Below are 26,343 nucleotides of genomic sequence, written 5' to 3'. Positions count from 1 at the left end.
AGGATGCACAGGCTGGCAGAAGGTACCCGCCAGCCTGTTCTGACTGTGAGGTTAGCCCTCCGGGAAGAAAAGCTCCTGCAATTTCTGCCCGGGTTCCGGCGCCCGCATAAATGATTCCCCCACCAGGAACCCGTAAATGCCCCGGCTGGTCATGGCTTCCACATCGGCGCGGGTCATGATGCCGCTTTCGGTAATCGTCAGTCGGTCATCTGCAATACGGTGGTGCAGTTCAAAGGTTGTTTCCAGAGAGACCTCAAAGTTGTGCAGGTTCCGGTTGTTGATACCCACCAGCGGCGTGCTCAGGGTCAGCGCATCGTCCAGCTCCTCGCCATCATGCACTTCCACCAGCACATCCAGCCCGATTTCATGGGCGATGCCTTCCAGTTCCTGCATCTGGTCCTTGGTCAGGCACGCGGCAATCAGCAGGATGCAGTCGGCACCAATAGCGCGGCTTTCATACACCTGGTAGGGCGCCACCATGAAGTCCTTGCGGATCACCGGCAGGCTGCAGGCGGCTCGGGCGGCTTTCAGGTAGTCTTCGTGGCCCTGGAAGAAATCGTGGTCGGTAAGCACTGACAAGCAGGCTGCGCCGCCTTGTTCGTAGCTCTCGGCAATACGTTCCGGTTCGAAGGGATCGCGAAGGATGCCTTTGCTGGGTGACGCCTTCTTGATTTCAGCAATGACCGCTGGCCGCTGCGCTTCGATGCGGGTGCGCAGGGCATTGGCGAATCCACGCGCTGGAGCTTGATCGCCGGCCATGGCCTTCAGGTCTGCAATCGAAACCCTGTGCTTGCGCTCGTCAATTTCTTCCCATTTCCGGTTAACGATTTTACGCAGGATGGTGGGAGTCTTATCCAAATGTCTGTCAGTCATAGCAGGCCCGTAAATAGTTTGCGAGAGCGGCTGGGGAGGGGCGTTCCAAAACTGTCTGCAGCCAGGGATGGCTGCAGTCAAGCCCTACAGGGATGTACTTGTGGGCGTGTTTTGGAACGCCCCTCCCCAGCCGGTCGTCCGGCACCGAATTCAACAGGCCGGGATTAAAAGCACTGAGAAAAGTCAGCCAGTTCCGACATCTTGCCAGCAGCTAAACCGGAACCCATGGCATCCAGTGCCATGTCGACGCCTTCTTTAGCGGTCTTGGCCAGGCCGGCGACATAAATGGCCGCGCCGGCGTTCAGCGCGATCATGTCGCGGGCTTTCTCGGTGGTTTCGTCATGGCTGCGGCCGAAGGCGGCTTTGATTAATGCCAGCGATTCGTCAGCACCGTCTACCGTCAGGCCCACCAGCGACTGGCTCTTGATGCCCAGGTCTTCAGGCGTCAGGTCGTACTCGTTGATTTCGCCATCCTTCAGCTCTGCAACATGGGTAACGGTGGCCAGACTGATTTCATCCAGGCCATCCTTCGAGCAGACCACCATGATGTGTTCTGCGCCCAGGCGCTGCATCACTTCTGCCATCGGGCGGCACAGTTCCCTGGTGAACACGCCGATCAGCTGGCGAGTGACGCCGGCCGGATTGGTCATCGGGCCAAGGATATTGAAGATGGTCCGGCAGCCCAGCTCCCGGCGCGGGCCGATAGCGTGTTTCATGGCGCCATGGTGGGCCGGCGCAAACATGAAGCCGACGCCGATCTGCTCCACGCAGCGGGCCACTTCTTCCGGTTTCATGTCCAGATTGATGCCGGCCTTTTCGATCAGGTCGGCGCTGCCGCTTTTGGAGGACACGCCGCGGTTACCGTGCTTGGCCACATAACCGCCGGCGGCGGCCACTACAAAGGCGGATGCCGAGGAGACGTTGAACAGGTTGGCGCCATCGCCCCCGGTGCCCACGATATCCACCAGCGGGCTGGCGTTGATTTCCACCTTGGTGGCCAGTTCGCGCATCACTTCGGTGGCGCCGGTGATTTCGTCGATGGTTTCGCTCTTCAGACGCAGGCCCATCAGGAAGGCACCGATCTGGGCGTCGGTGGCTTCGCCGTTCATCACGATGCGCATCACATCCTTCATTTCGTCCCGGGACAGGTCCAGGTTGGAGGCGATGCGGTTCAGTGCTTGTTTCATGTCCATGGGGTCGTCGGCCTCTTGTTATGTTCTCAGGAAGTTGCGCAGCAGTTCGTGGCCCTGCTCGGTCATGATCGACTCGGGGTGGAACTGCACGCCCTCGATGGGCAGGGTCTTGTGGCGCACGCCCATGATTTCTTCTACGGAGCCGTCGTCGTTGCGGGTCCAGGCGGTAATTTCCAGGCACTCGGGCAGGGTGTCCTTGTCGATTACCAGGCTGTGGTAACGGGTTGCCTGCAGCGGATTGTTCAGACCCCGGAACACGCCAGTGTCTTTGTGGTACACCGGGGAAACCTTGCCGTGCATGACCTGGCCGGCGCGAATGATGTCACCCCCGAACACCTGGCCGATAGACTGGTGGCCCAGGCAAATGCCCAGGATCGGCAGCTTGCCGGCAAAGTGGCGGATCGCCTCCATGGAAATGCCGGCTTCATTCGGCGTGCAGGGGCCCGGAGAAATTACCAGCCGCTCGGGCTTCAGGGCCTCGATCTGCTCGATGGTGATTTCATCGTTGCGGTACACCTGCACATCGGCACCCAGCTCGGCCAGGTACTGCACCACGTTGTAGGTGAAGGAATCGTAGTTATCGATCATCAGCAACATAATCTGTTCCTCCGCCTCAGTGGTCGTAGTCGTTGTAGGTCATGGCCACAGCCTTGAAGATGGCCCGGCCCTTGTTCATGGTTTCTTTCCATTCGAGGCGGGGAATGGAGTCTGCCACCACGCCGGCGCCGGCCTGGATGTGCAGGGTATTGTCCTTGATCACGGCAGTGCGGATGGCGATGGCGGTGTCCATGTTGCCGTTAAACGACAGGTAGCCCACGGCGCCGCCGTAAACGCCGCGCTTCACCGGCTCCAGCTCGTCGATGATTTCCATGGCCCGGATTTTCGGGGCGCCACTCAGGGTGCCGGCGGGCAGGGTCGCGCGCAGCACATCGAGGCAGCTGGTGCCCTGTTTCAGGCGACCGGTGACGTTGGAGACAATGTGCATCACGTGGGAATAGCGCTCGACGATCATCTTGTCGGTGAGCTTGACGGTGCCGGTTTCCGAGACGCGGCCGGCGTCGTTGCGGCCCAGGTCGATCAGCATCAGGTGCTCGGCGATTTCTTTCGGGTCGGCCAGCAGTTCGTTTTCCAGCGCCTTGTCTTCGGCCTCGGTAGCGCCGCGCTTGCGGGTGCCGGCGATCGGGCGCACCGTCACTTCTTCGTCTTCTACCCGGGCCAGGATTTCCGGCGAGGAACCAACAATGTGGAAGTCGCCCAGGTCGAGGAAGTACATGTACGGCGATGGGTTCAGTACCCGCAGCGAGCGGTACAGGTTCAGGGGCGGTGCCTCGAACGGGATCGACATGCGCTGGGAAATGACGGTCTGCATCACGTCGCCGTCAAGCACATAACCCTTGATCTTGTTCACCGCCGCTTCAAATTTTTCCTGGCTGAAGCCGGACAGGAAATCGCTTTCGCTGATCATCTTGCCGCGCAGGTGTTCCGGGGTGCGGGGCGCGTTGGCGGTCTGCCGGTGCAGCTGGTTTTCCAGTTCGTCGATGCGGGCCTGGGCGTGCTCGTAGGCGTCCGTGGCGGATGGGTCCGCATGCACAATCAGGTGCAGTTTGCCGCGCAGGTTGTCGAACACCACGATTTCGTTGGACACCATCAGCAGGATATCCGGGGTGCCGATCTTGTCGGGCGGGCAGCTGTTGCGCAGGCGCTTTTCGATGTAGCGCACGGTGTCGTAGCCGAAATAGCCCACCAGGCCGCCGTTGAAGCGGGGCAGTTCGGGCAGGTCCGGGGCGTTGAAACGCTGCTGGTATTCATCGACGAAGGCCAGCGGGTCGTCCACTTCCGCCTGCTCGACCACTTCGCCGTTACGGCTTACTTCAATGCGGTGATCAAAGACTTTCAGCACTTCCTGGCTGGGCAGGCCGATAATGGAGTAGCGGCCCCATTTTTCGCCGCCCTGTACTGATTCGAACAGGTAGGAATAGGGCCCGCTGGCCAGTTTCAGATAGGTGCTGAGGGGAGTGTCCAGGTCCGCCAGTACTTCGCGGTACACAGGGATGCGGTTATAGCCGGCTTCAGCGAGCTCGCGGAATTGCTCGGGTGTCATGGTTCGGTTTCCTGAAATCTGATCTGCGTTTTGTCAGAACGGTGTTACACCGTTGTGACAGGTGGTGCGGGCATGCAGGCGTGTGCCATCAGCCCCGTGGCTTGCTCAGCCGGTGCGCCATCGCCACCATCGTGTTGCGCGGGTTGTCAGGATGCCTCGCGCTGCAGTCAGATTCAGTCCCTGCACGGCAGGAATCTCCCGAAATGATGTGTTCAAAGTAAAACGTCCTTGCGAGATTACAAAAGCTGGGCCAGCGAATCAACAACCGCGTCGGCACCGAGGCTGTTTACCGAGCCCCCGAAGTTGTAACCATAGCGCACGGCCACGCAGGGAATGCCGGCGGCCTGGGCGGCGTTAACGTCTGCGGCGGAGTCACCCACCATCACGGTGGTGCCCCGGGTGCCGCCCAGTTGTTCCATGGCGTAGAGCAGCGGTGCCGGGTCCGGTTTCTTCACTTCCAGGGTATCGCCGCCCACCCAGATCCGGAAGTACTGGTCCAGCCCGGTCTTGTTCAGCAGCGGGGCCACGAATCGGTCCGGCTTGTTGGTCACCACGGCCATTTTGCAGCGCAGGCTGCGCAGGTGGTTCAGGCACTCGGTTACGCCGTCGAACACGACGGCATTGCGGCCGTTAATCTGGCCGTAGGCGTGGTAGAAGATTTCCAGCGCGTCGTTGTAAAGGATTTCGTCTTTCAGTGCCGCGGGTTCCCAGTCGGTTTTGTCAGCCAGGGCCCGGCGCACCAGGATGCCGGCACCGTTGCCGACCCAGTTGCGCACTTTCTCCAGACCGGCGGGCTTGCGGCCCAGGTGTTCCAGCATCTGGTCGACCGCCGCGGCCAGGTCTGGCGCGCTGTCTACCAGGGTGCCGTCCAGGTCGAACAGGGCAACGCCGGGCCAGCGGGGGTTGAACAGACCTTTCAGGCTCATCCGCCAATCACCTTGCGGGCCTGTTCCAGCTCGGCGCGCATGGCATCGATGGTGGCTTTGTAATCCGGCGTGTTGAAAATGGCGGAACCGGCCACGAAGGTGTCGGCGCCGGCTTCGGCGATTTCCCGGATGTTGTCGGTCTTCACGCCGCCGTCGATTTCCAGCCGGATGTTGTAGTTGCTGGCATCAATTTTCTTGCGGGCTTCCCGGAGTTTGTCCAGGGTGCCGGGGATGAACTTCTGGCCACCAAAGCCCGGGTTCACCGACATCAGCAGCACCATGTCGAGCTTGTCCATCACGTAATCCATGTAGCTCAGGGGCGTGGCCGGGTTGAACACCAGGCCGGCCTTGCAGCCGCCGTCGCGGATCAGTTGCAGGGAGCGGTCAATGTGCTTGCTCGCCTCCGGGTGAAAGGTGATGTAGCTGGCGCCGGCGTCGATGAACATGCGGATCAGGTCGTCTACCGGCGATACCATCAGGTGCACGTCGATGGGGGCGGTTACGCCGTGCTTGCGCAGGGCTTCGCACACCATGGGGCCGATGGTCAGGTTGGGCACGTAGTGGTTGTCCATGACATCGAAGTGCACCACATCGGCGCCGGCGGCAAGTACGTTATCAACTTCTTCGCCCAGCCGGGCAAAGTTGGCGGAGAGGATGGACGGCGCAATCAGATAGGGGTTCATCGTGGCTCTCTCGATCAGGTGATTCGTCGGCTGAATGGAATGGGGCAAGTCTACCAGCTTGGCGCGGCTTTTCGCAGCGCGGGTGCTACGGATATCAGCGCAATTTGCGATCCAGTTCTGCTAATCGCTCAGGAGTACCTATGTCCATCCACTGGCCGCGATGGTGCAGGCCCCGCACCCGCCCGGCCACCATGGCGCGGCGAAGCACAGGCCCCAGTTTGCCGGCGTTGTCGTCCAGTCCGGTAAACAGCCGCCGGTGCAGCAGGCTGATGCCGGTGAAGGTAAGTTTGTCCGTGCCTTCGCTGGCCAGGGTGCCGTCCTGTTGCAGGGCGAAGTCGCCGTCAGGATGGTGAGCCGGGTTGTCGGTGACGACCAGCAGCGCATCGCAATCCGGAGTGGCGGGCGGTTGCAGTTCGGCCAGTGGGAAGTCTGTCCAGATGTCGCCGTTGATCACCAGGAACCAGTCTTCCCCGCCGCCGGTCAGCAGGCGCAGGGCGCGGACAATGCCGCCGGCGGTTTCCAGTGGTTCGCCTTCCGGTGAATAACGGATCGTGAGGCCGAATGCCTCGCCGGTGTCCAGGGCCTGTTCGATCTGTTGCCCGAGCCAGGCGTGGTTGATGACCACGTCGCGAAAGCCGGCCCGGTGCAGGTTTTCCAGGTGGTAGGCAATCAGCGGTTTGCCGCCGGCTTCGAGCAGGGGTTTCGGAGTGGTGAGGGTCAGCGGGCGCATGCGCTCGCCTTTGCCTGCCGCCAGAATCATCGCTTTCACGGCTGGCGGGCCTCCGCAGCCGGCAACGGACCAATGCGCTCTTCGATGGCGGGAATCACCACCTCGCACAGCCATTCGTGGAAGTGCCGGAAGGCCGGCTGGCGGGCGCTGGCGTCGCGGATGTAGCTGACGGTTCTGGGAATGTCGGCCAAGTAGCCGGCCTTTCCGTCCCGGATGGCCAGCCGGGCAAAGATGCCGGCGGCTTTCAGGTGCCGTTGCATGCCCATCAGCTCAAACCACTGCCGGAAGGTGTCGGCGTCGGCCCGGTGCAGCCCGGCGTCCAGGCTAACCTGGCGATAATGTTCCAGCCAGTTAGCGATATCGGCTTCCGGCCAACGCACGTAGCAGTCTTTCAGCAAGGAGACCGCATCGTAGGTTACCGGGCCGGTCACGGCATCCTGGAAGTCGATCACCCCGGGGGCGATCTGGCCCGCGCGGATCAGCAGGTTGCGGGAGTGGTAGTCGCGGTGCACGATCACTTCCGGCTGGGCCAGGGCGCTTTCTTTCAGCAGGCCGAAGGCGGTTTCCAGCAAAGCCCGGTCCTGGTTGTCCAGCTTCAGCTCCAGGTGCTGTTCCAGCAGCCAGTCCGGAAACAGGGCCATCTCCCGGTCCAGCAGGGCGTCATCATAGGCCGGCAACGGATAATTCGTGGGCGGTGGCATTTGCCCGATTCGCACCAGCTCGTCCAGCGCCTGGCGGTACAGGGTGTCGGCGCTGTCGCCGTCCAGTTCTGCCAGCATCAGCCGATCACCGAAATCTTCCAGCAGCAACAGCCCCTGTTGCAGGTCCTGGGCCTCGATGGCCGGTACATGCACGCCGTGGCGGTGCCAGTGTTCGGCAATGGCGACGAAGGGCCGGCAGTCTTCTTGTGCCGGCGGGGCATCCATGACAATAAACGCTGTTCGGGGCTGGCCCGGCGTTTCCCGCCAAACCCGGAAGTAACGGCGGAAACTGGCGTCACCGGAAACCGGTTCCGGGCTGGCGCTGTTGAAACCGGGAATTTGCCTGACCCAGTCGGTCAGCAGTTGCAGGCGGGTATCCATGGTTGTCGGGTGCGTCCTGAGTTGTCTTTGGTGTCCGGGAACGTTAGCAGAGGAGTATAAAGAGGGTAAAACGGATTTGCAGCGGGGTTTCCGTTAACAACCCCGGGGGGCGCGTGTAAACTAGGCAGCTGTTTTTAGTGTCAGTCGCCATTTATCCGGAACAGGAATATTGCCGTCGTGCCCAGCCGTTACCGTCACCTGTTATGGTTCAAGCCCCGTTGCGGCGGGCTTTTGCTGGCGATGGCCCTGGTGCCGGCAGCAGGCCTGGCCCAGGATGCCGGCAAGCAGGCGCCGAGTGCGGCCGAGATCGACTGGCGGCCCCGCAGCCAATTACCGGCTGAAGTACAGGCTGGTTTGCCGGTCTTCTGCGATGGCGGTTACCTGCCTTCCGGCACCGCCGGCGGCGCCATGCCAGTGTTGCCGGCCGGTGAGACCGAGGCACCTCTGGAGGCCAGTGCGCTCAGTGCCCGCTACGAGCTGGATGCGGAGCTGTACCTGCAGGGGGAAGTAAGGCTGCGCCAGGGCAGCTTCCAGGCCTCCGGCTCGGAGGCACGATACGACACCCGCTCCGGAAGCCTGAACCTGCAGGGGCCTCTGGTGAGCCGGGGCGAAGGCTTCCTGCTGACCGGTAAAGACGCCCGCTACTCCACCGAAAGCGGTCAGCTGGATATCAACACCGCCACCTTCCTGCTGCACGAATCCGAGATGCGCGGCGAGGCATCGTCCCTGTCGCGCATTGGTGAAAACCAGGTGCTGATTACCGATGGCCTGCTGACCACCTGCGGCCCGGGCCAGAACGATTGGGCCATCGTTGCCTCGGATATCGAGCTGGACCAGGCTGAAGGCTTTGGCACCGCCAGGCATGTGCGCCTTGAGGTGCTGGATGCCCCGGTGTTCTACTGGCCCTACATCAGTTTCCCCATTGATGACCGCCGCAAGACCGGTTTTCTGTACCCGCAGTTCGGCTCGTCCAGTGCCGGTAGCGGCGCCTTCCTGGCCTTGCCCTATTACCTGAACCTGGCGCCCCACTACGACGCCACGCTCACGCCTCAGTACATTCATGGCCGGGGCCTGTTTACCGAACTGGAAGGCCGGTATCTGAGCCGGTTCGGGGAGTCGGTGCTGCAGCTGGGCTACATCGATGACGATTCCTACTACAAAGACGAGAATCCGGGCGCAGACGGCCAGCGCTGGGCCCTGGATCTATCGACCCGGGCAGCCTTCGGTGGTGGCTGGAGTGGTTACGGTGATTTCTCGGTGGTGTCTGACGAAGACTACCTGAGCGACCTGAACCGCTCCCTGGAAATTGACCAGGCGACTCACCTGCAGCGTCGCGGCGGTGTACGTTATTCCGACCAGAACCAGTATTTTGATGCCTACCTGAATGGCTACCAGACCATTGCCGAACGTATTGCCGACGTCAACAAACCCTATAACCTGTTGCCGGAAGTGCTGTATGCCGGAACCACCGAGGTGGGGGCCTTCGAGGCGGGCATCGAAAGCCAGTACTCCTGGTTCTATCGGGATAACGAAAACCTGACCGGCCTGAACCGGGCCAATGGCCAGCGGGTGCGGGCGATTCCTGAACTAGCCCTGCCCATGCGCGCGCTCTGGGGCTTCAGCCGGCCGTCGGTGAGCCTGGATTACACCCGCTACGACCTGGAAGACTACACACTCGGCAACAGCAGTTTTGATCGCACGGTGCCGGTGTTCGAGTGGGACAACGGCCTGTACTTTGACCGCCGCTCCAGCCTGTTCGATATTCCCTATAACCAGACCCTGGAGCCCCGGCTTTATTACGCCTGGGCCGATGCCGAGGCCGACCAGAACGACATCCCGGATTTTGACACCGGCCTGAAAAGCTTCCGATTCGACCAGCTGTTCCAGCGTGACCGCTTCACCGGCGGTGACCGGGTGGGGGATGCCAACCAGCTGACCGTGGCCCTGACCAGTCGCTTCAACGACCTGCTGACCGGCGCCGAGCGGGCCCGGGTCAGTATTGGCCAGGTGCGCTATTTTGATGACCGGGAAGTGAGCCTGTTCGGGCAGGGTGCCTCCGACCGAAGTAACTCGCCGCTGGCCGGTGAGCTGGTGCTGAACCCGATTGATAACCTGGAAATCCGCAGCTCCGGCCTGTGGGACCATGACACCCAGAGAACCGAGGAAGGCCGCAGCCAGCTGATTTTCCATTCCGAGGATTACCGGTACCTGGCAACGCTGGGCCATACCTACAGCCGGCCCGATGACATTGAACAGACCGATGTAGGTGCCGTGTTCCCGGTCACCAACCGGGTCAGTGCTATCGGCCGCTGGGTGTGGGATTCGGAACTGGACCGTACCGTGGGTACCCTGGCCGGACTGGAATACAACAACTGCTGCTGGAGTGTGCAGGTAGTGCACCAGAACTACCTGACCGACGATGAAGAACTGGATACCCGCCTGCTGTTCCGGATCGAGCTGAAAGGCCTGGGCGGCAGTGGCGGAGCATCTGACAACATTGCCGATGCCATCTACGGCTATGACGAGCGCGAGCGCCGCCGTTTCGGAACTCAGCGCCGCTAAAACGAACCAATACCGTCAGCCGGGCCTTGCCTGGCTGACGACCCGGAATGCACAAACCAAGAGGTGACTATGAAGGCGACTGTACGCCACGGACTGACCCTGCTGCTGACCATGGCCATGATGACCATATCGTTGGCGGTACAGGCTGAACGCAAGCTGCTGGACAGGGTGGTCGCCATTGTCGACGACGATGTCATCCTGCAGACCCAGCTGGAAGCCCGGGTGAACACCATTGTAGGCCGGCTGAGCGCCCAGGGTACCGGCCTGCCACCACGCCAGATGCTGGAGCGGCGGGTACTGGAGCAGCTGATTGCTGAATCCGTCCAGCTGCAGATGGCGGACAAGATGGGCATGCGCATCAGCGATAACGAACTGAACGAAACCCTGGCCAGCATCGCCCGCAGCAATGGTATGACCATGGCCCAGTTCGAAAGCCAGCTGGCGGAAGAAGGTGTGACCTACCAGCAGGCGCGGGAGCAGATCCGCAACGAGATGCTCACCAGCCGGGTGCAGCAGCGCCAGGTGGGCAACCGGGTGCGCATTACCGATAACGAAGTGGAAAACTACCTGCAAGCCCAGGCCGGTGCCGGCAGCGATGGTGCTGAATACCGCCTGGCCTATATCTTTATCCAGGTAGACGAGCCGGGTAACGAGGCGTCTGTGCGCCAGGCCCGTAACCTGGCGGATAACCTGCGCCAGCAGATCCTGGATGGCCGCGATTTCCGGGAAGTGGCTGTTGCCGAATCCGACGCCAGCAACGCCCTTGAGGGTGGTGATATGGGCTGGCGCTCTGAAAGCCAGCTGCCGTCGCTGGTGGCGCCGGTGGTGCCGGACCTGGAGCCGGGTGTGCCCTCTGCCGTGCTGGAGAACAACAGCGGCTTCCACCTGGTGATGGTGATGGACAAACGTGGTGGCGAGCAGCAGCAGATTATCGAACAGCACAAGGTTCGCCACATCCTGGTTCGTCCGTCGGCAGCGGTGACCGAGGCCCAGGCCGAGCAGCGGATCCGCGATATCTACCGACAGTTGCAGGACGGTGCCGACTTTGCCGAACTGGCCCGTGAGCTGTCAGACGACCCGGTATCCGGCTCCGATGGCGGCAACCTGGATTGGGTGAGCCCGGGCCAGATGGTCCCCGAGTTTGAGCAGGCCATGCTGGATGCCGACGTGGGTGAAATCTACGGCCCCGTGCGCTCCCAGTTCGGCTGGCATATTCTGCAGGTTCAGGAACGTCGCAAGCAGGATGTCACCGCCGAGGCCCGCGAATCCCAGGCCCGCCAGGCCATCTATCAGCGCAAGTTCGAGCAGGAACTGCAGAACTGGCTGCGGGAAGTCCGTGATGAAGCCTTCGTGGAGTTCAAGGGCGAGTTCGCCGATATGAACCCGCAAAGCGAGGAAGCAGACCCGTCATGAGTACACCGGTCATCCTGGCGCTGACGGCGGGCGAGCCGGCCGGCATCGGCCCGGAACTGTGCCTGCAGCTGGCTACCGAAGCCCGGGACGCCGGGCTGGTGGTGATTGCCAGTCGCGAGTTGTTACAGGCCCGGGCCAGCGCGCTTGGCCTTGAGGTCCAGCTTCACGACTGGCAACCGGGCATGGTGCCGGAAATCCGGGCCGGACACCTGTCGGTTCGGCATGTGGATGGTTGCCAGTCAACGCTAGCCGGGCAGCTGGATGCCGCCAACAGCCAGTATGTGCTGGATACCCTGACCGTTGCGGCCAGGGGCTGCCTGAACGGCGACTTTGACGGCATGGTCACCGCGCCGGTGCACAAGGGCGTGATCAACGAAGCCGGCATTGTCTTCAGCGGCCACACCGAATTCCTGCAGGAGTTGTGTGGCGTTGAACGGGTGGTGATGATGCTGGCCACGGAAGAACTCCGGGTGGCGCTGGTAACCACCCACTTACCCCTGAAAAACGTATCGGCGGCCATCACGCCGCAGCGCCTGACCCAGGTAACCCGTATTCTCAATGCCGACCTGCAAACCTTCTTCGGCATTGAGCAGCCGCGCATCCTGGTGGCGGGCCTGAACCCCCACGCAGGGGAAGGCGGCCACCTGGGCCGGGAAGAAATCGAGGTGATCGAGCCAACCCTGGAACAGTTGCGCGCCGAAGGCACACAGCTGACCGGGCCGCTGCCGGCGGATACCCTGTTTACTCCGCACTGGCTGGACAATGCCGATGCGGTATTGGCCATGTACCACGACCAGGGCCTGCCGGTGCTGAAATTCCAGGGCTTTGGCCGTGCCGTAAACATCACCCTCGGGTTGCCCATTGTCCGCACCTCGGTCGACCACGGCACCGCGCTTGACCTGGCCGGCACCGGCAAGGCCGACGCCGGCAGCCTGCACACCGCCATTCGGGTGGGCGAGCATATGGCCCGCTGCCGCAAGGCCGCACAGGCCGGAGAATCATCATGAGTAACAAACACGGCCACCAGGCCCGCAAGCGCTTCGGCCAGAACTTTCTGCACGATCCGGGCGTGATCGAACGCATTGTCCGTTCCATCAACCCCAAGCCGGACGATGCCATTGTCGAGATCGGCCCCGGCCTGGGCGCCATCACCGAAGAGATCCTGGCGATCAATCCGCGCCTGCAGGTAGTGGAGCTGGACCGGGACCTGATCCCGGTGCTGCGCACCAAGTTTTTCAACTACCCGGAATTTCAGATTCACGAGGCCGACGCCCTGAGCTTCGATTTTCGTGAGCTGATGACCGACCGCCCCCTGCGCATTGTCGGCAACCTGCCGTACAACATTTCCACCCCGCTGATTTTCCACCTGCTGGAGCAGAGTGGCGTGGTGCAGGACATGCACTTCATGCTGCAGAAAGAAGTGGTCCAGCGGCTGGCGGCGGTACCCGGCGACAACAACTATGGCCGGCTGGGCATCATGGCCCAGTATTTCTGCAAGGTGCAGCCGCTGTTTGAAGTCGGCCCCGGCGCCTTCCGCCCGGCCCCGAAGGTGGATTCCGCCATTGTCCGCCTGGTGCCCCACAAAGAACTGCCACACCCGGCGAAAGACCTGAAAACCCTGCAGGCCGTGGTACGTACCGCCTTCAATGCCCGCCGCAAAACGCTGCGCAAGGCGTTGGGGGCGATGGTAACGGTGGAGCAGTTGCAATCCCTCGGCATCAACGACGGACTACGCCCGGAAAACCTGAGCCTGGCGGACTATGTAAAGATTGCGGATTTGCTGGTGGACAGCGGAGCTGCGCCGGCGGGGAACAACGAGGTAAGTAATGACTGACTACGCCATCGGCGATATTCAGGGTTGCTATGATCGCCTGCGGGATGTGTTGGCCAAGGTGGATTTTTCACCGTCCCGGGACCGGCTCTGGGTGGCCGGTGACCTGATCAACCGGGGGCCATCCTCGCTGGAAACCCTGCGCTACATCGAAAGCCTGGGCAGTTCCGCGGTGGTGGTGCTGGGTAACCATGACCTGCACCTGCTGGCGGTAGCGCTCGGTGGCCACAGCCCGAAGAAGAAAGACACCCTGCACGACATTCTGGAAGCCCCGGACCATGAGCGGCTGATTCACTGGCTGCGCCAGCAACACCTGTGTGTGCACGATGCCGATCGCAACCTGCTGATGGCCCACGCCGGCCTGCCTCATATCTGGAACGTGGAACAGGCCGTGGCCTGTGCCCGGGAAGTGGAAACGGTGATCTGCGGCGACAATGCTGGCGAATACTTCAGCCAAATGTATGGCAATCAGCCCGAACGCTGGTGTGATACCCTCACCGGCATGGATCGCTGGCGGGTGATCACCAATTACTTCACCCGTATGCGCTTTATTGCACAGGATGGCAGCCTGGAACTGGCCACCAAGGAAGCGGCTGCCAACGCCCCGGAAGGTTTCGCACCCTGGTTTACCTACCCGCGTAAAGACGATGTAACCGTGGTGTTCGGCCACTGGGCGGCCCTGGAAGGTAAAACCGGCAGCGAACGGTTTATCGGCCTGGACACCGGCTGCGTATGGGGCGGTGCCCTGACCATGATGAACCTGGATACCGGAGAGAAAATTCACTGTGACTGCAGCTGACAGCAACACCCGGATTGTACGCTGGGCGCTGGTAGCCGGCGCTGTTGCCGGTTTGCTGGCGGTGATGGCCGGCGCTTTCGGTGCCCACGGCTTGCGTAACCTGGTGAGCGAACGGGGCCTTGAAGTGTTCCAGACCGCGGTCAGCTATCAGATGTACCACGCCCTGATCCTCGTCGTGGCCAGCGTGATGCCGGTACTCGGCCTGCCCCGGAAACTCCTGGCCGTGGCCTGCGGCTTCTGGCTGGTGGGCATCCTGCTGTTCAGCGGCAGCCTGTACCTGCTGGTGCTGACAGGAACCCACTGGCTTGGGCCGGTTACTCCGGTAGGCGGGCTGTGTTTCATGGTGGGCTGGGCACTGTTGGCCATCGCAGCCCTGAAGAAATAACAAAGGTGATCACAACCATGCAGGTAAAGGTTAATGGCGAAGCCATGGAACTCCCGAGCGGAGCCACCATTGCCGCCTTGATTGAGCAACTCGCACTGGCCGGGAAACGCGTGGCGGTGGAAGTGAACGAAGACATCGTACCCCGCAGCCAGCACCCGGACTTTTCCCTCAGCGAAGGTGATCGTGTGGAAGTGGTACACGCCATCGGAGGCGGTTAATCCTCCTTGCTGCGAACGACCACTCCCGACTCTCATTTCGACAGAAATCAGGCAGGTTATGACAGACACACCAGAGATTCAGCTCCCCGAAGACAAACCCCTGGAAATTGCCGGCAAGGTGTACCAGTCCCGCTTGCTAGTAGGCACCGGCAAATACCACGACCTGATGGAAACCGGCCACGCCATTGAAGCCAGCGGTGCCGAGATTGTGACTGTAGCAGTACGCCGAACCAACATCGGCCAGAATCCGGACGAGCCCAACCTGCTGGACGTGGTTTCCCCGGATGCCTATACCATCCTGCCGAACACGGCCGGCTGCTACACCGCCAAAGACGCGGTACGCACCTGCAAACTGGCCCGGGAACTGCTCGATGGCCACGACCTGGTGAAGCTGGAAGTGCTGGGCGAACACAAGACCCTGTACCCCAACATGCCGGAAACCCTCGCAGCGGCCGAAGAGCTGATCAAAGACGGCTTCAAGGTAATGGTGTACTGCTCCGACGACCCGCTGCTGGCCATGCGCCTGGAAGAAATGGGCTGTGTTGCCATCATGCCCCTGGGCGCTCCCATCGGCTCCGGCCTGGGTATCCAGAACCGCTACAACATCCGGTTGATTGTCGAGAACGCGAAGGTGCCGGTGCTGGTGGATGCGGGCGTAGGCACCGCCTCAGACGCCACCATCGCCATGGAGCTGGGCTGCGACGGCGTACTGATGAACACCGCCATCGCCCAGGCCAAAGACCCGATCAAAATGGCCAACGCCATGCGCCTGGCCATCGAAGCCGGCCGCGAGGCCTACCTTGCTGGACGTATGCCGAAGAAGCTGTACGCCAGTGCGTCGTCGCCGATCGACGGCACCTTTTTCTGATTTAATAATTAGCCACGGAATCCGCGGAAAAACACGGAAGGGAAAGACGAAAAGCTTTTTTGCCACGAAATCCACTAAAAAACACGAACAAAGATTACTGATTAAAAACCAAAAGGTCTTTGACTTTTGTTTCGTGTTCTTTAGTGGATTTCGTGGCCAAACAGTCCTTATCTTTTCATTTTTCCGTGTCCTTTCGTGGATTCTGTGGCAAAAAAACAGAGCGCTGTAGTCCTGATATGACCACTCAAAAACCCAGCCGGCGGGACACCATCCTGCAGGCCCTTGTTGAATTGCTGCAAAAAGACCCCGGGGCCCGGATCACCACCGCTGGCCTGGCCAAAACCGTGGGTGTAACCGAAGCCGCCCTGTATCGGCACTTCCCCAGCAAACGCAAAATGTTCGAAGCCCTGATCGAGTTTGCCGAGGAAGCAGTTTTCTCCCGTTGCCAGGTGGTGTTGCAGGAGCAGGAAGACGTTCGTGTGCGTTTGCAGCAGCTGGTGCACCTGGTACTGGTGTTCGCCGAGCGCAACCCGGGCCTGTGTTGCGTGCTGACCGGCGATGCCCTGATGGGCGAAGACGAGTCGCTGCGCAAGCGCGCGTCCCAGTTTTTCGAGCGCCTGGAAACCCAGTTCCGCCAGGCCCTGAAAGAAGGCGAAATCCGCCAGGGCCTGCGGCCCCGCACCAGCGCAGCCCGGGGTGCCGATTTCGTAATGGTGTTCCTCGAAGGCCGCATCCAGCGCTTCGTACGCTCCTCATTCTCCCGCTTGCCCTCCACCGACTTCGACGAGGCGTGGGGCCTGGTTGCCGAGGCCGTCTGGGGCTGAGTTCTGGTACGCCTAGCCTGCAGGTTTCGGGGGCATAGTCTTGGTAGCCTGCGAGGTCGGGGGTGTTGTGGGTGGGGGTTGCCCTTCGCAGAAGCGCTCCTTCGGCACATCCATGTGGCGCTTGTCTTCGGCCATCCATGGCCTACGAAATTCTGCGAAGGGCAACCCCCACCCACAACGGTCTAACTCCGGCAGGAGGCCGATCCCAACTGCGCGAAGTCTGCGCTACGTCAGAAGTTTGCGTTCTCATAAAGCGAAGATGGTGTTTCCGGCGCGATTCCTGTGAAGTCAGAAAGGCGCTGGCTGGATACCCTTTCCCGAAATTTCGGAGGCCATGGATGGCCGGAGAGAAGCGCACATGGATGTGCTTGTAGCGGTTTCGGGAAAGGGTATCCAGCCAGCGCCCTACCGCCCAACCTGAAGGCTACCAAGACTATGCCCCCAAACTCGAAGGCTAGGCGCCCCCAACTCCCAAGCCCCGAAGCTCAGTCGTAACCAGACGCCGAACGGAGTATGGCGCGAACCGGCTCCCATATTGCCGGGGCGGAGATGAGGATGTCGCGCCCCCAGAGGTCGGCCGGGTAGTCATCGGGTACATCGCCGAAGTGGCCCACCGTGGCGCCGGCTTCCCAGGCGATCAGGCGGGCGGCGGCGAAGTCCCAGGGGCTGACGTTTTCGTAGTAAATGTCCAGGCGGCCACAGGCCACCCAGCAGATATCCAGTGCCGCCGAACCGATGCGGCGCAGGTCGCGGCATTGGTGGATCATCGCATCCAGCCGGCGTACCAGCGGTTCCAGGTTGTCCTTGGTGTAGGGGAAACCGGTGGCGAACAGGGATTGCCGCGGTTCCGTGGCGCCGCTGTAGCGGATCGGCTGGCCGTTCAGGGTGGCGCCTTCGCCCTTGGTGGCCCGGAAGGTTTCGCCGGGGAAAGGCGCGTGTACCACACCCACCTGCACCTGCCCGCGCTCCGCATAGGCAATGGAGACCGCTACCTGGGGGTGGCCGTAAGCGTAGTTTACCGTGCCGTCGATGGGATCGATGACCCAAAGCGGGGTGTCCAGGGACTCGGCCTGCGACAGGTCCGGCATGGTTTCTTCAGACAGGATACGATGATCCGGGAAGCGCTCGCGGATGGCGTTGGTGATGAACTCATCGGCCATCACATCGGCATGGGTGACCAGTTCGGTCTGGTGTTTGTAGTCGGTGCGAAGGGTGTTCTGGTCGCGCTCGTGGCGGATCAGTTCGCCGGCTTCAACAGCCAGGGCTTCGGCAAAATCGGTGATTTCGCGCAGAGAAACAGAGTCAGACATGGCACCCCCGGTCAGAAAACATGAGGGTGCCAGTCTAGCACGACAGAATCAGAGGCTGTTCAGCCACTTCTCCATCTTGTCCATGGCCAGTACCAGGCGCGGGCCGGCTTCCTGGACGAAGTCCTCCCCCAGCTCCTGGTCTGCATAGCTTCCGCCGGCCAGTTCCAGTGCCTGGGTGCCGTCGAAATCCACGAACGCCAGGCGTGCGCCCATGTGGTCGGGCACAAAGCCGAAATCACTGGAGGGCAGGATGGCCACGCCGGTGTCTTCCAGCAGGGCGGTGCAGAAGGCCTGGGAGGTTTTGATGTCCTTGCGGGCCAGCTTTTCACTGAAGGCGGAGAAGTCCGGGAACAGGTAGAAAGCTCCCTCGGGCTTACGAACCACGGCGCCCATGGCGCTCAGGCGGGAGTACATGTACTCGCCCACCACTTTCAGCACCCGGCGGGACTGTTTCAGGTACTCGTCGATGTCTTCACCGCCTTCGAATGCCGTGATTGCCGCATGCTGGATGGGCGCACTGGTGGAGGTGAAGGTCTCGCTGGCAATGATCGCCATGGCGTCCTGCAACGGGCGCAGTTCCGGCGGGAAGATGAAGGTGCCCAGACGCCAGCCACCGGCGCCCAGCCACTTGCTCATGCCGGTGCTAATGATGGTGCCTTCCGGGTAGTAGCGCGCAATGGACTTGTGCCGGCCCTCGAAGTGCACTTCACCGTAGATTTCATCCGACAACAGGATCAGGTTGTACTTGCGGGCCACGTTGGCGATGGCCAGCAACTGGTCATCGGTGTAGGTGCAGCCGGTGGGATTGGACGGGTAGTTCAGGATCAGGATGCGCGGGCGAGATGGATCGTCCCGGCAGATGATGTCCAGTTCTTCCGCCGTCAGCTGCCAGTTGTTTTCTGCGTGGGTGGGCAGCCAGTGCACCGAACGGCCAATGATGCGGGCCTGGGGGGCGTAGGACACCCAGCTCGGGCGCGGAATCAGCAGGTCGCCGTAGTAGGCCAGCTGCAGGATGAACAGCAGTTCCTTGGAGCCCGGGCCGATCAGTACGTCTTCCCAGGTGCAGCGCATACGCTCGGCCCGGTTGATGTAGCCGGCAATGGCCTGGCGCAGGCCTTTCAGCCCCTTCACTGGCAGGTAGTCTTTCTCGTGGGCGTGTTCTTTGAGGGCATTAACCACACGTTCCGGTACCGGGAACGGAGACTGGCCCAGTCCCAGCTTGATAATGTCCTTACCTTCCGATCGCAGCTGGTTGCTGAGTTCGTTGATACGCAGGGTAGAGGAGGGCTGGATGCCCCGAACGTTCAGGTTGATGGCGAAGCGGTGGTCGTTTTTGATGTCCATTGTCCCGGTCTGTTGGTTGGTGGTGACAATGGCAGTATAGGAAAATTATCGCGCCCTGATCCACACTTCCACCCGGCCGTTTCTCTGGTTACCGCTGCCACCGACAGGCATGTATTGTCCGTAACCAGTGTAGGCCACCCGGGGCAGTCCTGTCTGGTGCAGGGCCTTGCGAACGGACAGCGCGCGCAGTTCGGAAATCATCTGGGCCCGCAGTTCGTGGCTCTGGGCGTCGGCAAAGCCGATCAGCAACAGGTCGTCCGCGGAGCGGCCGTGCTGTTCCAGGTAATCGATCACCCGCAGCAGGTCACGCTGGGCTTTGTTATCCAGCTTGGTGCGGCCTTCCGAGAACCGGAAATTCACCGTCAGGCGCTGATACTCGGCGGTCAGGCGTTTGAAGGTGTCCGGCACCGAGCTATCAAGCTCCGGCTTTACCGCAATCGGGTTCTGGGAAATAAAGCCGGATTCGGCCACCAGCGCCTGCCCTTCATTGCCGAGGGCGAATTCAATCAGTCCGCGGGCGAATTCCGGGGTCTGGTTGCCCATGGTGTACATGAACAGCCGGCGTGACAGCGGGTAGTCTTCGCTGGCCACGGTGAGCTGGTTCGGTTTCAGGGCCGGGGCATTGCCGTCGGAAATGGCCAGCAGCTTGCTGTTGCGCACCGAGGCCAGGCCCGAGAAGCCGATGCCGCCCGGGTCCCGGGACACATCGTCGGAAAGCTGGTCGTTGGATTCATAGCGCAGGGCGCTGCTGTCCAGCGTGTAGGTTTTGCCGAGGACCAGGGATTTAAAGGTATCCCAGGTGCCGGAACGGTCGTCCCGGGCGTACAGGCTGATGGCGCGGTCCGGGCCGCCAAGTTCTGACCAGTTGCGGATTTCGCCGGCAAAGATCTGCCCCAGCGTTTGTATGCTCATCTTGCTGACGGGGTTGGACGGGTGCACGAGGATGGCCAGGCCATCGATGGCAATTACGTGCTCGCTTTCCAGTGCGGTCAGGTCGGCCTGTGCACTGACCTGCTGCGCTTCCTCCGGTTTCACCGGCCGCGAGGACGCCCAGATGCCGGCCTGGCCGCTGGCCAGGGTGCGAAAACCGGTGCTGGAACCGTGGGCAGCTACCAGCACGCTCACGGTGCCGCCTTCGCTGGCAATGCTCAGAATCTTTTCGTTTTCCACGCCGGTGGAGTCGGCCTTAACCGCGCCGCTACCGATTTGTTCCAGGTGGCCGGTCACCAGCATGGGGGCCAGGGTGGCACCTACGGTGTTGGAGCCGTGAATTTCCAGGTTATGGGCCAGGGTGGAAGACAGGGGAAGGGCAGTCAACAGCGCCAGTGCGCCGGCTTTGAAAGCTGCAGAAACGGAATAAGACATCGCCAGAAAACCTATTCAGGACAAGAAGTTGTGCTGGCGCAAGGATGCTACATAAATATGACAGTTATGTTTCAGGTCGGCCGGGCAAGGCCTGGATTCGGAATTTTCAGGTAGCGAATTGTAAGCAGTCTTCGGTCAGAACCGGTGTGGGTCCAGCTCCATGTGTACGATTTTGCGGCCGAGCATGATCACCCGGCCGGTATAGCGTTCCTCGCCGGTGGTGGCGAAGTCGAACAGGAACCGGCGCCACACCCTCAGGCTGCCTTGCGGGTCCCGCTTGAACCACAGGCCCCGCAGGTACACGGCATCGTCGAGCAGAAGCACGTCCATGCTTTTGCAATAACGGTGAGCGGCTTGCAGTACCGAGTCTTTGATGGCCTTGGCCTGCCACCAGTACCAGACCAGAAAGCCGGCAACGAAAAGCCAGAAAAGGGTTCCGAGGGTCAAGGGTGTGTCCTGTTATGTTGCCTGTGTGAGAGTTTGATAAGCATCAATAAATCCCTATTAACCACAAAGAATGCAGGGGTTTTGCAAGATCTGGCTAGGGATTTGTGGGAATGTTGCTTACAACAGCAGTCTCACCTTTTACCTGTCTGAGTAGTATGCAGAACTTTATCGTCAATTCCGAGCTGGAATCTTACCTTCGCCTGAACCGCGCCGCCTGCGGGGAGTGGACGCTGGCCCTGCAGGATTTGCTGGGCTGCACCGGGCTGGTTTGTGATTTGTCCCGGCCGAAAGCCGAAGCCGGCTCGTTGTCGGCGCTGGAAGTCGGAGCGGGCATGGTTGCCGCTTTGTCGGTCAGCCAGAACCTCACCCTGAAACACTGTTGCCTGGATTCGCCCTTGCTGGTGTTCCGGGTTCAGGGGCGGTGTGAGGTTGTGTCTGCCGGTAAGGCAGCGACCACGGTCTTTCCGTTTCAGGTAATTCCGCCTGCTCAAACCTTCAGCCTGAGGGTGGCGGCAGACAGCCGTGTGCTCCTGCTCCGGCTGGCAGACCAGCCCGATGCGCCGCATACAGGCCCGGCCATTGGTGATGCGATCACCCGTTGTATCCACGGGTTCCTGTTCCAGGTCGGATTTCTGCAAGACCACGATCACGGATGCCGGGCGGCGGAAACCCTGTTGCAGGAGATCAACGGGATACTTTGCGGAAACACCGCTGCTGCCTCGGCAACGACAGCCATTCCGGAGCCCGACCGCCGGTTACTCAAGGCCATCAGCAAGATACGGACAGAGCCGGACTGGCCCTTTGACCTGCAGGAGTTATCCAGCCACGCCGGAGTGAGCGAGCGTAATCTCTACTACCTGATGAAACGGCAGACCGGCATGACACCCTACCGCTATTATCAGCGCTGCCGGCTGATTCGCGTGCGCCGGCGGCTGGTGGATTGCCAGTGCGCAGTGCCCCATATCTCCCGCTACGCAGGTGATGAAGGTTTCAGCCACTTTGGCCGTTTCGCGGCGCTCTACCGGGAACACTTCGGAGAGCTGCCCAGCGAAACGGTTCAGTGGCGCCGGCGTTTGCAGGCTCAGGAGCTGCTGGCGCCGGCACTTTCCTGATCTTCGTACTCATCAGCAGCGGAGCCGTGATGGTCACGGGCCAGCAGGATGTAGAACGCCGGCAGCACGAATACGGTGAACAGGGTGCCAATGCCCAGGCCGGCACTGATGGTCAGGCCGATGGCAAACCGGCTTTCGGCGCCGGGGCCCACCGCGATCAGCAGCGGCACCATGGCGAAGATCAGTGCCAGTGAGGTCATGATGATCGGCCGCAGGCGAATAGCTGCTGCCTCAATCACCGCTTCTACTTTGTTCAGGCCTTGCTCTTTCTGCAGCTGGTTGGCGAACTCCACAATCAAGATGCCGTTCTTCGACACCACACCAATCAGGGTGATCAGGCCCACCTGGGTGTAGATGTTCATGCTGGCGAAGCCCAGCACGATGAACGCCATGGCGCCGGCAACGGACATGGGCACCGAAACCAGGATGATGATCGGATCGCGCCAGCTTTCGAACTGCGCCGCCAGTACCAGGTAAATCACCAGCAAGGACAGGAAGAAGGTCACCACCAGGGCGCTGCCCTGGGTCGCCAGCTGCCGTGATTCGCCGGTGTAGTCGAAGCTGAAGCCCTGCGGGAACATTTCGCCTGCGGTCTGCTCCATGAATTCCATGGCGGTACCGGCGGCCACGCCGGGCATGACTACCCCTTCGAGCGTGAGCGAGTTCAGCTGGTTGAACTGGGTGCGGTTGGATGGTTCCACTTCCTCGGTAAAGCTGACCACACTGGACAGCGGCACCAGCTCGCCGTTGCCGGCGCGGATGTAGTAGTCATCCAGTGCTTCACGGCTGGCGCGGAACTGGTCGTCCACCTGCGGAATCACCTGGTAGGAGCGGCCTTCCATGTTGAAGCGGTTGATATAACCACCACTGAGCATGCTGGCCAGCGACTGGCCGACATCCTGCATCGACAGGCCCAGGTCTGCCACCCGGTCACGGTCCACATTAATGCGGGTGCTCGGTTTGTCGAAGTTGATGGATTTCTTCAGGAACATGAAGTTGCCGCTCTGCATGGCCTTGCCCAGCAGTTCATCGGCCACCTGGTCCAGCTGCTCGTAGCTGCCGCCGGTGGTGATCACGAACTGGAACGGCAGGCCACCGCCGGAACCCGGCAGGGCCGGCAGCGGGAACACCGCGGTTTGCAGGCCGGTGACATTCTTCAGCTCGGCATCCAGCAGCGGCTGGGCCTCGAACTGGCTGATTTCCCGCTCGCTCCAGGGCGACATCTTGAAGCCGCCAAACACGGCGTTCGGGCTGGTGACACCCAGGATCATGAAGTCTTCGTTGTAGCCGGGCACGGTGGCCATGCGGTCCTGCACTTCCTGGCCGTGCTCATAGAGGTAGTCCAGTGTGGACGTTTCCGGCCCCAGGCCCTGATAGAACAGGATGCCCTGGTCTTCGGTGGGGGCCAGCTCGTTCTGGCTCATCATCACCATGAAGTAAATCGAGCCCAGCACCACCACGGCGAAGAACACCACCACAGACTTGGTTTGCATCAGCGAGGTCAGTGCTGCTTTGTACAGGTTGGCCAGGCCGTTGAAGGTTTTCTCCACCAGTTGCTCGAACTTGCCCGGGTTGCCGTGGGGCTTGAGTACCTTGCCGGACAGCATGGGTGAAAGGGTCAAGGCCACGATGCCGGAGATGACCACGGTGCCGGCCAGGGTGAAGGCAAACTCGGTAAACAGCGAGCCCACCAGGCCACCCATAAAGCCGATGGGGGCGTACACCGCCACCAGGGTGGTGGTCATGGCGATGATAGGGGTGGCCATTTCCCGGGCGCCGTTAATGGCGGCCTCGAACCGGGATTCGCCCTGCTCGATATGCCGGTGCACGTTCTCCACCATGATGATGGCATCATCCACCACCAGGCCGATGGCCAGCACCATGGATAACAGGGTCAGCAGGTTCAGGGAGAAGCCGAACATCAGCATGACAAAGGCACCGCCGATCAGCGACAGCGGTACAGCAACAGAGGGCACCACAGAGGCTCTTACCGAACCCAGGCACAGGAACACCACCACCAGTACGATGAGCATGGCTTCGATCAGGGTACGGATAACCTCGTTGATGGAGTCTTCGATAAAGTCCGAGGCATCGTAGGCCAGGCGCACATTCAGGCCGCTGGGCAGCTGGCTTTCGATGTCGGGCAATTCGTCTTTCACCAGGCCGGCTACGGTCAGCGGGTTGGCGCCCGGTGCCATTTCGATCGCCACATAGGTGGCCGGCTGGCCTTTGTAGAGGGCGAGCTGGTCGTAGTTCTGGGAGCCCAGCTCAACCCGGGCGATGTCCTGCAGGCGAATCAGGGTGCCGCCGGACTGTTTTACCACCAGGTTGCGGAAGGCTTCCGGGTCTGCGATGTCGGTATCACTGGTCAGGCTCACTTCGGTGTACTTGCCACGGGTCTTGCCCACAGCGGCCTGGTAGTTGTTGGCGCGCAGCCTGGAGGCTACTTCTACCGGCGTCATATCGACTGCAGCCAGTCGCTCAGGGTCCAGCCATACCCGCAAGGCGAAGGTACGGCCCAGCAGCTGGGCCTTACCCACGCCAGACAGTGCCTGCAGCTTCGGCTGAACAACACGGGTCAGGTAATCGGTAATCTGGGGTACATCCAGCTCGGTGCTGTAGAAGGCGATGTACATCAATGCGGTGTCGTCACCGGTGGTGGAGGTGATCACCGGGTCTTCGGCTTCTGCCGGCAGCACGTTGCGCTGGCTGGCCACCTTGGCCTGGATTTCCGCCAGGGCATCGTTGGCGTCGTAGTTCAGCACCATCTTGGCCTGAATGGTGGACACACTCTGGGAGCTGGTGGAGGTCAGGTAATCAATGCCGCTGGCTTCGGCAATGGCCTGTTGCAGCGGCGTGGTGATAAAGCCCTTGATCAGGTCCGAACTGGCACCGGGGTAGGCGGTGGTTACCGTCACCGTGGTGCTTTCCAGCTTCGGGTACTGGCGGATTTCCATTTCCATGGCGGCCCGGGCACCGAGCAGCAGGATCAGCAGGCTGACCACCGTGGCCAGGACTGGCCGGTGGACAAATATATCGGTGAATTTCATTACTCAGACGCCTCCTGGCCGGATTCGTCCTGAATCTCAACCCGCTGGCCCGCCCGCAGCCTGAGCAGGCCCTTGGCAACCACGGTTTCACCGGATTCGAGGCCGGACGTTACGGAGGCCCTGCCCTCACGGACTTCGCCGGTGGTGACGCTGCGGCGGCTGACCACCAGCTGGCCTTCATCGTTTTCTTCCACTACGAACACGAAGTTGCCGTAAGTGTTATAGGAAATAGCCTCGCGGGGCAGGGTGACCACTTCGTTATCCCGGGGCTGGCCGGTCTGGACAGTGGCAAACATACCCGGGCGCAGAAGGTTGTCTTCGTTGTTCAGGATGGCGCGCATGCGCACGGTGCGGGTTTCCGGGTTCACCGAGGTGTTAATGGCGCTGACGTCACCCTCAAAGGTGCGGTCAGGCACTGCGGCTACAGTGACAGACACCGGATAGCCCTGATCGACATCCGGCAGGTATTTCTCGGACAGGGTGTAGTCCACGTAGATCGGGTGCAGCATGTTGATCTCGACGATCGGGGTGCCGGTGCCAATGTACTGGCCCTGGTCCACCATCCGGATACCCAGCTTGCCGTCAAACGGGGCCTTGATCACCTTCTTGTTCAGCTGGGCCTCGGCCTCGTTCACCCGCGCTCGGGCGGCATCGTAGTTGGCCTTGGCTTCGTCGTACTGGGACTGGGACACGGCGCGCCGCGGCAGCAGGTCGGAAATCCGCTTGAACTCCTGCTGCGCCAGTTGAGCCTCGGCCCGACGGGTGCGCAGGGCGGCTTCGTCGATAGCGGCATCCAGGCGAACCAGGACGTCTCCCTGTTTAACGGTGTCGCCGGATTCAAAGCTGATGCTTTGAATCACTCCCGGCACCTCGTTGGCCACCTCAATACCGTTAATGGCTTCTACGCTGCCCACGGCCTTGATGGCCGGTTGCCAGTTTTCGGTGGTTGCCTCGGTCACGGAAATGATCGCCGGCGGCTGTGGCTGTGACAGCATTTCCTTCATCTGGCCAAACTGCATGAATTTGTAGCCGAAGATGCCGCCAAGGACGATACCAAGGAAAATGATGACGATGACAAAACGGGATGCGGTGCGCATAGATTTGTTCCTGGGAAAAAAGTTCTTGAGACTGATTATGTCGCCGGGACGGGAAGGCTGACAGCTTTCCTTGCGCATCAGATGACAGCGACCAGACGCTTGCTGCTCACTCGGGCGTCAGCTCAGCGTT

24 protein-coding genes are annotated in these 26,343 nt (G+C 61.2%); 10 read left to right on the top strand and 14 right to left on the bottom strand.

Going from position 1 to position 26,343, the window contains the following annotated elements; genetic code table 11:
• Positions 1 to 51: 51 nt before the first annotated feature.
• From trpC to AQ621_RS14060, 8 genes are all read right to left on the bottom strand, one after another.
• The gene (trpC, locus tag AQ621_RS14095) at positions 52 to 873 is read right to left on the bottom strand and encodes an indole-3-glycerol phosphate synthase TrpC (RefSeq protein ID WP_058341944.1); all 822 of its coding nucleotides are present in this window, start codon (positions 871 to 873) and stop codon (positions 52 to 54) included.
• Positions 874 to 1,037: 164 nt separating this feature from the next.
• Positions 1,038 to 2,066, bottom strand: a complete 1,029-nt coding sequence (gene trpD / locus AQ621_RS14090; RefSeq protein ID WP_058341943.1) for an anthranilate phosphoribosyltransferase — start codon at positions 2,064 to 2,066, stop codon at positions 1,038 to 1,040.
• An 18-nt stretch (positions 2,067 to 2,084) separates the two neighbouring features.
• Positions 2,085 to 2,663, bottom strand: a complete 579-nt coding sequence (locus AQ621_RS14085) for an aminodeoxychorismate/anthranilate synthase component II (RefSeq protein ID WP_022988436.1) — start codon at positions 2,661 to 2,663, stop codon at positions 2,085 to 2,087.
• A gap of 16 nt (positions 2,664 to 2,679) precedes the next feature.
• Positions 2,680 to 4,167, bottom strand: a complete 1,488-nt coding sequence (gene trpE / locus AQ621_RS14080) for an anthranilate synthase component I (protein ID WP_058341942.1) — start codon at positions 4,165 to 4,167, stop codon at positions 2,680 to 2,682.
• A gap of 236 nt (positions 4,168 to 4,403) precedes the next feature.
• On the bottom strand, positions 4,404 to 5,093 hold the full coding sequence (locus AQ621_RS14075) for a phosphoglycolate phosphatase (protein ID WP_058341941.1): 690 nt from the start codon (positions 5,091 to 5,093) through the stop codon (positions 4,404 to 4,406).
• Positions 5,090 to 5,776 carry a ribulose-phosphate 3-epimerase gene (gene rpe / locus AQ621_RS14070; RefSeq protein ID WP_022988433.1) on the bottom strand — a complete coding sequence of 229 codons (687 nt, stop codon included), beginning with the start codon at positions 5,774 to 5,776 and terminating at the stop codon, positions 5,090 to 5,092. The genes AQ621_RS14075 and rpe overlap by 4 nt, the downstream gene beginning before the upstream one ends.
• Before the next feature lie 94 nt (positions 5,777 to 5,870).
• Positions 5,871 to 6,545, bottom strand: coding sequence for an N-acetylmuramate alpha-1-phosphate uridylyltransferase MurU (gene murU / locus AQ621_RS14065; RefSeq protein WP_058341940.1), 675 nt, complete (start codon positions 6,543 to 6,545; stop codon positions 5,871 to 5,873).
• Positions 6,542 to 7,588, bottom strand: a complete 1,047-nt coding sequence (locus tag AQ621_RS14060) for an aminoglycoside phosphotransferase family protein (RefSeq protein WP_058341939.1) — start codon at positions 7,586 to 7,588, stop codon at positions 6,542 to 6,544. The genes murU and AQ621_RS14060 overlap by 4 nt, the downstream gene beginning before the upstream one ends.
• A 240-nt stretch (positions 7,589 to 7,828) precedes the next feature.
• On the opposite strand from AQ621_RS14060, the gene AQ621_RS14055 reads away from it, so the two are divergent.
• The 9 genes from AQ621_RS14055 (at position 7,829) to slmA (ending at position 16,488) form a co-directional block, all read left to right on the top strand.
• Entirely contained in the window at positions 7,829 to 10,150 is a 2,322-nt protein-coding gene (locus AQ621_RS14055) for an LPS-assembly protein LptD (RefSeq protein ID WP_082641151.1), read from the top strand.
• Positions 10,151 to 10,219: 69 nt separating this feature from the next.
• Positions 10,220 to 11,563, top strand: a complete 1,344-nt coding sequence (locus AQ621_RS14050; protein WP_058341937.1) for a peptidylprolyl isomerase — start codon at positions 10,220 to 10,222, stop codon at positions 11,561 to 11,563.
• Positions 11,560 to 12,570 (top strand): 4-hydroxythreonine-4-phosphate dehydrogenase PdxA, encoded by a 1,011-nt coding sequence (pdxA, locus tag AQ621_RS14045; protein WP_058341936.1) that lies wholly within the window; start codon positions 11,560 to 11,562, stop codon positions 12,568 to 12,570. The genes AQ621_RS14050 and pdxA overlap by 4 nt, the downstream gene beginning before the upstream one ends.
• Entirely contained in the window at positions 12,567 to 13,397 is an 831-nt protein-coding gene (gene rsmA, locus AQ621_RS14040) for a 16S rRNA (adenine(1518)-N(6)/adenine(1519)-N(6))-dimethyltransferase RsmA (RefSeq protein WP_022988427.1), read from the top strand. The genes pdxA and rsmA overlap by 4 nt, the downstream gene beginning before the upstream one ends.
• Positions 13,390 to 14,193: a symmetrical bis(5'-nucleosyl)-tetraphosphatase gene (locus AQ621_RS14035; RefSeq protein ID WP_058341935.1), complete on the top strand. Its 804-nt coding sequence runs from the start codon at positions 13,390 to 13,392 to the stop codon at positions 14,191 to 14,193. The genes rsmA and AQ621_RS14035 overlap by 8 nt, the downstream gene beginning before the upstream one ends.
• Positions 14,180 to 14,578 (top strand): DUF423 domain-containing protein, encoded by a 399-nt coding sequence (locus AQ621_RS14030; RefSeq protein WP_082641104.1) that lies wholly within the window; start codon positions 14,180 to 14,182, stop codon positions 14,576 to 14,578. The genes AQ621_RS14035 and AQ621_RS14030 overlap by 14 nt, the downstream gene beginning before the upstream one ends.
• 17 nt (positions 14,579 to 14,595) lie before the next feature.
• Positions 14,596 to 14,796: a sulfur carrier protein ThiS gene (gene thiS, locus AQ621_RS14025; RefSeq protein ID WP_036219231.1), complete on the top strand. Its 201-nt coding sequence runs from the start codon at positions 14,596 to 14,598 to the stop codon at positions 14,794 to 14,796.
• 58 nt (positions 14,797 to 14,854) lie between these two features.
• Positions 14,855 to 15,664 carry a thiazole synthase gene (locus AQ621_RS14020; protein WP_022988423.1) on the top strand — a complete coding sequence of 270 codons (810 nt, stop codon included), beginning with the start codon at positions 14,855 to 14,857 and terminating at the stop codon, positions 15,662 to 15,664.
• Positions 15,665 to 15,900: 236 nt separating this feature from the next.
• Positions 15,901 to 16,488 (top strand): nucleoid occlusion factor SlmA, encoded by a 588-nt coding sequence (slmA, locus tag AQ621_RS14015; protein WP_058341934.1) that lies wholly within the window; start codon positions 15,901 to 15,903, stop codon positions 16,486 to 16,488.
• 485 nt (positions 16,489 to 16,973) lie between these two features.
• Here slmA and AQ621_RS14010 read toward each other — a convergent pair whose 3' ends face one another.
• The 4 genes from AQ621_RS14010 to AQ621_RS13995 all read right to left on the bottom strand — a co-directional run bounded on the left by AQ621_RS14010 (position 16,974) and on the right by AQ621_RS13995 (position 20,954).
• Positions 16,974 to 17,798 (bottom strand): inositol monophosphatase family protein, encoded by an 825-nt coding sequence (locus AQ621_RS14010; protein WP_058341933.1) that lies wholly within the window; start codon positions 17,796 to 17,798, stop codon positions 16,974 to 16,976.
• A gap of 48 nt (positions 17,799 to 17,846) precedes the next feature.
• Complete coding sequence (locus AQ621_RS14005) at positions 17,847 to 19,142, bottom strand: pyridoxal phosphate-dependent aminotransferase (RefSeq protein ID WP_058341932.1); 1,296 nt, start codon at positions 19,140 to 19,142, stop codon at positions 17,847 to 17,849.
• A gap of 45 nt (positions 19,143 to 19,187) precedes the next feature.
• Complete coding sequence (locus tag AQ621_RS14000) at positions 19,188 to 20,507, bottom strand: substrate-binding domain-containing protein (RefSeq protein WP_082641102.1); 1,320 nt, start codon at positions 20,505 to 20,507, stop codon at positions 19,188 to 19,190.
• A 135-nt stretch (positions 20,508 to 20,642) separates the two neighbouring features.
• The gene (locus tag AQ621_RS13995) at positions 20,643 to 20,954 is read right to left on the bottom strand and encodes a DUF3301 domain-containing protein (RefSeq protein WP_058341931.1); all 312 of its coding nucleotides are present in this window, start codon (positions 20,952 to 20,954) and stop codon (positions 20,643 to 20,645) included.
• Between the two features lie 155 nt (positions 20,955 to 21,109).
• On the opposite strand from AQ621_RS13995, the gene AQ621_RS13990 reads away from it, so the two are divergent.
• Positions 21,110 to 22,066 (top strand): AraC family transcriptional regulator, encoded by a 957-nt coding sequence (locus AQ621_RS13990; protein ID WP_058341930.1) that lies wholly within the window; start codon positions 21,110 to 21,112, stop codon positions 22,064 to 22,066.
• Here the strand turns inward: AQ621_RS13990 and AQ621_RS13985 are convergent.
• Both AQ621_RS13985 and AQ621_RS13980 read right to left on the bottom strand, forming a co-directional pair.
• A complete protein-coding gene (locus AQ621_RS13985; RefSeq protein WP_058341929.1) occupies positions 22,036 to 25,116 on the bottom strand; it encodes an efflux RND transporter permease subunit in 3,081 nt (1,026 codons plus the stop codon). The two genes, AQ621_RS13990 and AQ621_RS13985, sit on opposite strands and share 31 nt — an antisense overlap.
• Positions 25,116 to 26,213: an efflux RND transporter periplasmic adaptor subunit gene (locus tag AQ621_RS13980; RefSeq protein WP_058341928.1), complete on the bottom strand. Its 1,098-nt coding sequence runs from the start codon at positions 26,211 to 26,213 to the stop codon at positions 25,116 to 25,118. The genes AQ621_RS13985 and AQ621_RS13980 overlap by 1 nt, the downstream gene beginning before the upstream one ends.
• Positions 26,214 to 26,343 lie beyond the last annotated feature (130 nt).

Origin of the sequence: Marinobacter sp. P4B1, assembly GCF_001447135.1 — a bacterium.
Lineage (GTDB): Bacteria > Pseudomonadota > Gammaproteobacteria > Pseudomonadales > Oleiphilaceae > Marinobacter > Marinobacter vinifirmus.
The sequence above is the reverse complement of the archived record's forward strand: the minus strand, read 5'-3'. Positions and strand labels throughout refer to the sequence as shown.

Bases quoted from the DNA above. Each gene is read 5' to 3' on its own strand.
- trpC (WP_058341944.1), bottom strand. From the start codon at position 873: ATGACTGACAGACATTTGGATAAGACTCCCACCATCCTGCGTAAAATC.
- trpD (WP_058341943.1), bottom strand. From the start codon at position 2,066: ATGGACATGAAACAAGCACTGAACCGCATCGCCTCCAACCTGGACCTG.
- AQ621_RS14085 (WP_022988436.1), bottom strand. From the start codon at position 2,663: ATGTTGCTGATGATCGATAACTACGATTCCTTCACCTACAACGTGGTG.
- trpE (WP_058341942.1), bottom strand. From the start codon at position 4,167: ATGACACCCGAGCAATTCCGCGAGCTCGCTGAAGCCGGCTATAACCGC.
- AQ621_RS14075 (WP_058341941.1), bottom strand. From the start codon at position 5,093: ATGAGCCTGAAAGGTCTGTTCAACCCCCGCTGGCCCGGCGTTGCCCTG.
- rpe (WP_022988433.1), bottom strand. From the start codon at position 5,776: ATGAACCCCTATCTGATTGCGCCGTCCATCCTCTCCGCCAACTTTGCC.
- AQ621_RS14060 (WP_058341939.1), bottom strand. From the start codon at position 7,588: ATGGATACCCGCCTGCAACTGCTGACCGACTGGGTCAGGCAAATTCCC.
- AQ621_RS14055 (WP_082641151.1), top strand. From the start codon at position 7,829: ATGGCCCTGGTGCCGGCAGCAGGCCTGGCCCAGGATGCCGGCAAGCAG.
- AQ621_RS14050 (WP_058341937.1), top strand. From the start codon at position 10,220: ATGAAGGCGACTGTACGCCACGGACTGACCCTGCTGCTGACCATGGCC.
- pdxA (WP_058341936.1), top strand. From the start codon at position 11,560: ATGAGTACACCGGTCATCCTGGCGCTGACGGCGGGCGAGCCGGCCGGC.
- rsmA (WP_022988427.1), top strand. From the start codon at position 12,567: ATGAGTAACAAACACGGCCACCAGGCCCGCAAGCGCTTCGGCCAGAAC.
- AQ621_RS14035 (WP_058341935.1), top strand. From the start codon at position 13,390: ATGACTGACTACGCCATCGGCGATATTCAGGGTTGCTATGATCGCCTG.
- thiS (WP_036219231.1), top strand. From the start codon at position 14,596: ATGCAGGTAAAGGTTAATGGCGAAGCCATGGAACTCCCGAGCGGAGCC.
- AQ621_RS14020 (WP_022988423.1), top strand. From the start codon at position 14,855: ATGACAGACACACCAGAGATTCAGCTCCCCGAAGACAAACCCCTGGAA.
- slmA (WP_058341934.1), top strand. From the start codon at position 15,901: ATGACCACTCAAAAACCCAGCCGGCGGGACACCATCCTGCAGGCCCTT.
- AQ621_RS14010 (WP_058341933.1), bottom strand. From the start codon at position 17,798: ATGTCTGACTCTGTTTCTCTGCGCGAAATCACCGATTTTGCCGAAGCC.
- AQ621_RS14005 (WP_058341932.1), bottom strand. From the start codon at position 19,142: ATGGACATCAAAAACGACCACCGCTTCGCCATCAACCTGAACGTTCGG.
- AQ621_RS14000 (WP_082641102.1), bottom strand. From the start codon at position 20,507: ATGTCTTATTCCGTTTCTGCAGCTTTCAAAGCCGGCGCACTGGCGCTG.
- AQ621_RS13990 (WP_058341930.1), top strand. From the start codon at position 21,110: ATGCAGAACTTTATCGTCAATTCCGAGCTGGAATCTTACCTTCGCCTG.
- AQ621_RS13985 (WP_058341929.1), bottom strand. From the start codon at position 25,116: ATGAAATTCACCGATATATTTGTCCACCGGCCAGTCCTGGCCACGGTG.
- AQ621_RS13980 (WP_058341928.1), bottom strand. From the start codon at position 26,213: ATGCGCACCGCATCCCGTTTTGTCATCGTCATCATTTTCCTTGGTATC.